This window comes from Nocardioides sp. BGA-UO-ETr-FS32 (assembly GCF_059567905.1).
Genome location: NZ_JCAQOX010000017.1, coordinates 1,076,671 through 1,082,895 on the forward strand (window position 1 = coordinate 1,076,671; position 6,225 = coordinate 1,082,895).

The following is a 6,225-nucleotide window of genomic DNA, read 5'->3' on the forward strand; positions in this document are numbered from 1 at the left end:
GCCAGCTTCGTTTGGATGGCGGGAGGCCGGTCTTCGGACTTCCGAGGTCGTGCCTCGGTCACCGCAGCGGGCCCTGTGCCGGATTCTCACCGGCTTCCCAGATTCTCCCCAGACTTCGGGGCACCTCTCGCCTTGTCCGCGTCACGATAGCGTCTGCGGCCATGTCGTCCACCGGGGTGCCCAGCGAGGTCGTGGTCGTCGGGATCGGCGCCGACGGCTGGGCCTCGCTGCCCGAGTCCTCGCGGTCACTGGTGCTGGATGCGGCTGTGCTGTGGGGCGGGTCGCGCCACCTGTCGCTGGTGCCCGCGGTGCCCGATCAGGTGCGGGTGCCGTGGCCGTCGCCGCTGTCTGCGGGCCTGCCGTCGCTGCTTGCCGAGTACGCCGGGAGCCCCGTCGTCGCGCTGGCGTCGGGGGACCCGCTGGTGTCGGGGATCGCGACGACGCTGCTCGACCTGGGCGCGCCCGTACGCGTGGTGCCGGCCGTGTCGTCGGTGGCGCTGGCCCGGGCGCGGATGGGGTGGTCGGCGGAGTCGTGTGTGGTGGTCTCGCTGGTGGGGCGGCCGGTGTCGCTGGTGGCGCGGGAGCTCGCGCCGGGGCGGCGGATCCTGGTGCTGTCGTCTGATGCGTCGACGCCTGCTGCGGTCGCGTCGCTGCTGACCTCGTCGGGTTGGGGCGCGTCTTCCATGACGGTCCTCGGGGACCTGGGCTCGTCGTCCGAGTCGTCGGGCTCGGGCATCGCCTCGTCGTGGTCGGGCTCGTCGCCGAAGCTGAACGTCATCGCCCTCGAGGTTGTCGGAAACGGTCCCGCCTCCTGGGCGCCGGGCCTCACCGACGACGCCTTCGAGCATGACGGCCAGCTCACCAAGCGCGACCTCCGCGCCTCCGCTCTGGCCCGCCTGATGCCCGCTCCTGGTCAGATCCTCTGGGACGTCGGCGCCGGCGCAGGGTCGGTCGGCATCGAGTGGATGCGCGCCCACCCGTCGTGCCTCACCTTCGCCATCGAGTCAGACCCGGTACGCGCCGACCGGATCATGCGCAACGCCCAGGCGCTGGGCGTGCCCGACCTTCAGTTGGTGATCGGCCGCGCGCCGGATGCCCTCGAAGGGCTGCCCGCCCCGGAGGCGATCTTCATCGGTGGCGGCGCCACTCGCGAAGGGGTTCTCGAAACTTGCTTGAGCTCAATCAAGCCCGGTGGCCGCCTCGTCGTCCATGGCGTCACTCTGGAGACCGAGATGCTGCTGGCCAAGGCGTACGCCGACCACGGCGGCGAGCTCATCCGCGTGGGCGTGGAGAGGGCTGCCGCGATCGGAGGCTTCACGGGCTGGACGCCAGCCCGCGCGGTAACGCAGTGGGCTTGGGACAAGGCTGAGAACTGAGGCACGGGACCAGCGTCGCTTCGCCCAGAATGACGCACGCGAGGCGGGCGAGGCTCACGGGCGCTCAGGCTTCTACGGCGCGGCGCTCTTTCGACGGGCTGGGCGGGGCGTGGTGTCCGGGGACGGGCTTACCGGTGTCTGGCCGGCTAGGGGTACCGCGAGTCTGGCCAGCGGCGGAAGCAGAGTCAGGACGACAAGTTGGTGGACGCTGCAATTCAGCGAGTTCGAGCGGTCGCTTCGAGGAGCGACGTCGCCGCGGACACGGCGGCGTTGAGGGTGAGGTCGCGGACGAGGATGGGCGGCTCGTGGCAGTTGAGGAGGTTGAGGCAGTGCTCGATGAGGTCGGGGTCGTTGTCGGTGCGCGGGATAGAGGTCATCAGTGTTGATAGCTGAACCGCCTCGGTGAACGGGGTCGTGGGGGCGGTGGCATATCGGCGGACCGTGTGTGCTGCGTCGGCGTCTGTGGCAAGGCGTCTACGTGCGTGACGGATGACTGCGGGCTCGAACATGGAGTCGTCGTCGGTGCTGCCAAAGAGGTGTAGGAACGAGGTCGTGACATAGGGGACGAGTTCGGCTGGAGCGGCGGCGAATGCGACGGCGATGGCGGTTTGGGGGTGCGGACGTCTGCGACGGCGTCGCGGGCTGCCCTCGGGGTGGATTTCGGGCATGTCGGGGCCGGGATCGGCCGGTATCCCGGGGCCCATGGCGTCGCGGCGGTGGCGTGCGTTGTCGATGTCTTGCTTCTGCGCGATCCAGAGCTCTTGAACCGCTGGATGCGTAGGTTGGAGGACCGCAAGCGTTTCGAAGAGTGCGTCGCCGAATCCTTCTGGAGCTGTTTCGGTCCCGAACCGAGATGTGACGAGCTCGATGAGGGCGGACTCGTCAATGTTGTAACGCAGAGGGTCTTGCGCCATCAGGACGGCCAAGTCGCGAAGATGGTTGCTGGTGTGGATGTTCGCGCCTACGGCTTCAGTGACTTCTTGTCGGTTGCGGGTGGGGTCGGTGACGAACCAGTTCAAGATCGCGTCCTTGGCGAGAAGCGCAGCGTTTTCGTTCACCCGGTGGCGTAGTTGTTCGTCGATTGCCGGGAAGTGCCGGGCGACCGTTGCAAGGGCGTCCCACAAGGCTGCGGAGGTCTCGTCAAATTCGTGTCCTTTGATGTGTTCGAAGAGGTCGTCCCCGAAGTCGTGGCGGAGGTCGTCCCAGTTGGCTGCGACTTCGTGGACGAGGACGGCGTCAATCCCGGTCAGTGTGCCTTGAAGGGACACGGTTGTCGGGCGACCCGTGTTGACCTCGGTCTTGCCGACCATTTGTTTCCACGTCCGGGTGACGCACATACCAACCCAAGCTGCGCGGCGGCGTTCGTCGTGGTCGTATCCGTAACTGGCGGCGACGTCTGCGAGGTGGGTAACGGCGTCATCCAGTTCATCCGTGGAGATCGCGCCAGCCTGGTGTTGATGAACAAGCGCGCGGTGGTAGGCGAGGGACGCGATGGTCTTCACGTTGCCGGCGGCCTCGTCGGCCCATCCAGCGCAGGCTTGGACCGCGACGTGCGATGCGGCGGGGGTGGTGGCGAGTATTCGGTTCAGGTCGTACCGGATCGACGGGGGCGGTACGCGCAGTCTGGTAAGCAAGCGTTGAAGGGTGTCGTGGCGCCACCCAGGGTGGTCGGCGGAGGCGTAGAGCAGACCGGCGAGGTAACGGTTGGGGGAGGTGCGGTAGGCGCGTAGTGATGCGAGCGTGAGCCGGGCTCGGTCGTCAATTACGGCGCGGGAGGTGGGGCAGGTTGCTGTACGGGTGGCGAAGTTGAATTGCGTGTCGCCGTGCCAGGGGTCGTTGCTAGCGGCCAGGAGAGGCATCGCTTCTGCGGAGGTTTGCTCGACTATGCCGTCGCCGGCATCGTGGTCGGTCTGGATGAGCTCGTCGAGGCAGTCGGCCAGTGCTGACGCGACGATGTCAGGGCGAGCGAACCGAGGGCGCGTGAGGTCGGTGGTGCCGTCGTGGAGTTCGTGAAGTATCTGCAAGAGTCGGACGCGTGCTGGTTCGGCCCCCAGAACTCCTTGTGCGATAACAGCGACCTGGGACGCGCGAGCAGCTGGGCCGTTAATGGCGGCTATTAGCGCCTCACGGACCTCAGGGTCGTCCGAGAAGTGGCGGTACAGTGCGTTCGCGGCCCAGTGCGGTTGGCTGCCGGGGGTGGTGAGCGCGTCCAGCAGTGCGCGTCGCATCTGTGGGCCTTGGTCAATCTCGCAGAGATTGAACAGGAGCATCTCGTTGTGGCGATGATCGAACCGTTCCAAGCGGGTCTCCACGGCGCGCGCGATGAGTGCGTGGTGGGGCGTGCCAGCCGCGAAGGCGGCGGTGAGGCCACCTAAGCCGTAGCCCATCCGCAGCGCCGGCCATGAGTGCTCTTGGTCGACGATGACCTCCGCGACGGCCTCCGCGATCGCAAGGTCATGAGCGAAAGCGTGAAGTGCGACGGTCCACACGGCGTCGATGTTGCGTCCACGTCCGTTCCGCAGGAACTCCGCGATGCGAGTCGCGACATCCGCGTCGCGCCGGATTACGGCGCCAACTGCGGCGAGACGAATCCGACCCTGCACCTCGGGAGTTCCCGACCAATAGTCGTTAAGGAACGAGCGCAGCCACGCGACTTCTGGCGCGGTGAGCTCGCTCCCGTCGGTGGTGTCCGCGATCTTGCCGTCGGTGTTGCCGGTGTCGGTCGCCCTGTCACCGGTGAACGAGTCTTTCAGAACGCCGAGGAGATGCGCGAGGACGGTCAAGCGCATGGGCGTTGCGTGACTGGAACGATGCCACTGGACGCGGTCGCGGGTCGCTGAGTCATCAGGCCACCAGACGAGTACGACAGCCATCGCTGCAGCGGCACCCGCTGCGGATGCTGGATTGTCGATGACTTCGTACAGCCGCCGCCGAACGCGTTCGCGGATCGATGCGTGATGTGGCGTGGAGCGAGATCCGAGGGCATTCAATGATGTGGCCGAAGCCCACGCGAGGTCGGGGTCGAGGCTCGTCATAGCCGCGAAGATGCAGTCGAGAACGAGTTCGAGGGTCTTCTCGTCGCGTGGCCGTGCCGGGGTGCGGGAGGTGTCGGCGGTGCTGTCTGCCGTGGTGATGAGTCCAGTTGTTCGTGGCAGGGCGACCATCATCGCGGCGTATGGCGGATTGATGTCCACCGCCCACTCGAGGATCGCCTTTGTGACAGTGGTGCCGACGACCACGTCATCGGCTGCGGCGACGAAGTGCCGCAGAAGCGCGGACCGATGAGACAGAAGCGGGTGCCGTTCGATCCGTTCGACGACGATGCCGACAAGGTCGCGTGCGGTGCCGCCGGGCACCTGATACGGACCGAACACCATCTCGGCCAACAATTCGGCGGCGGCAATGCTGTCCGCCGCGTCTGGGACACGCCTGACGATCCCGGGCGTCTTGTCCGGGTCGGCGGCCGTCGTCAGGCTGGGCTCCATCACCGCCCGGATGGCGTCGACGATCTGTCGTCTCCTGCCCGGTGCCCTTGTTGCCCACAGGGTTCCGAGGATCACTTCGCGCCACTGAGCGTCGCCGGCCCGTGCGCGGAGGATGTCGAGCCGTTCGTCGTCGGTCGGGCGGTCAGCGAGGTATTCGGAGGCAAGGTGCTCGTGCAGAGATCGGTGGATAAACCCGACCTGGCCGGGGCCCATCCGGACCAGCAGCCCGACCTCGCCTTCGGCGATGTCGGCAATCTCGGCGGCGACTGCGATCGCCTGCTGCCTCGGCATGGCCACGACGTCTTCCGACATCAGCGCGTCACGCAGGTCCCGGCGCAGTTGGTCGTCCTCGATGACCCGAAGGTCTCCCCGTTCCTGGGCGGCGTAGGCGACCTGTGCCAAGACCATGCGAATCTGCGTGCCGCTCAGGCTAGAGCGGCGGTCGGCGACGTTGGCTGCGATGACACGACGCGATCGGTGAACCGTTACCAATAGCTCAACGGCTTCGTTGAACACGTCGAACCTGCGTGGTGGGAGTTCTGCGCCGGTCGAGATCCTCAACTGGGCGAGCAGGACGAGGAACAACGGCACTGAGGCCATGCTCCGCAGATCGGGTGAGGCATGGACCTCGGCCAGAAAGGCCCGCACCGCGGCGCTGACGGCCTTGTGGTCGGTCCAGGCCTCCGCGGTGTCCGCCGGGGGTGGGCCTGCATCAAGCTCCTCGCGTCCGGTCAGATCGCTATCGCCAGCGGACGCTGCGAACCCGTCGGGGTTCGCGTCGAGGGGCCGCTCCGCCGTCGCCTCTCCCCCGGCGGTATCGGTTGTTGAAGCTTGCGCGAACAAGGGTGTCGCGAGGTCGTGCTGTTGCTCAACCGACAGCGGGGCGAGCCGAGCGGCTTGCCATTGGCCGACGAGCGTGACTCGGCTGAGCGCGTAGGGGCGAGCGGACAGGACGATCGCGACCCGGCGAGCGGTCACGAAGGTCTCGAGGGCAGCCGCCGCTGCTTCGCCCGCGTCCGGTGTCGCCCACTCGTCGAGGCCGTCCACTACGAGGAGGAGCCGGTCGTCGGATAGTGCGTCGTCGACTAGCGACATCAAGTGACCGAAGTCCAGCTGCTCGAACCACGCACGGATCGCCTCGACAACGGACGCCGCCTTCCCGGAGTTCGCGTCGACCCTCTGCGTGAAGTAGTGGAAAGGCAACCAGATCGGTAGACGGTCACCCCACCGGGTCGCCGTTGCTGGCTCTTCACAATCCAGGGTGTAGTCGGGGTCTGAAGCCGCCAGACTCGAGCAGAGATCTCGCGATGTAGTTGGTGAGGTTGCGGAACCCGAGCGCTGAGCCGCGGAGGTGTTCGAGCCTG

The 6,225-nt window shown here is 67.0% G+C and carries 2 protein-coding genes and 1 riboswitch; of the genes, one reads left to right on the plus strand and one right to left on the minus strand.

The window, feature by feature from the left end; translation table 11 throughout:
• Positions 1–7: 7 nt before the first annotated feature.
• Positions 8–143: riboswitch (cobalamin riboswitch) on the minus strand.
• An 18-nt stretch (positions 144–161) separates the two neighbouring features.
• Positions 162–1,376 carry a precorrin-6y C5,15-methyltransferase (decarboxylating) subunit CbiE gene (cbiE, locus tag AC57BS_RS25305; RefSeq protein ID WP_496414210.1) on the plus strand — a complete coding sequence of 405 codons (1,215 nt, stop codon included), beginning with the start codon at positions 162–164 and terminating at the stop codon, positions 1,374–1,376.
• A 215-nt stretch (positions 1,377–1,591) separates the two neighbouring features.
• On the opposite strand, the gene AC57BS_RS25310 is transcribed toward cbiE, so the two are convergent.
• A complete protein-coding gene (locus tag AC57BS_RS25310; protein WP_496414211.1) occupies positions 1,592–6,064 on the minus strand; it encodes an NACHT domain-containing protein in 4,473 nt (1,490 codons plus the stop codon).
• Between the last annotated feature and the right edge of the window lie 161 nt (positions 6,065–6,225).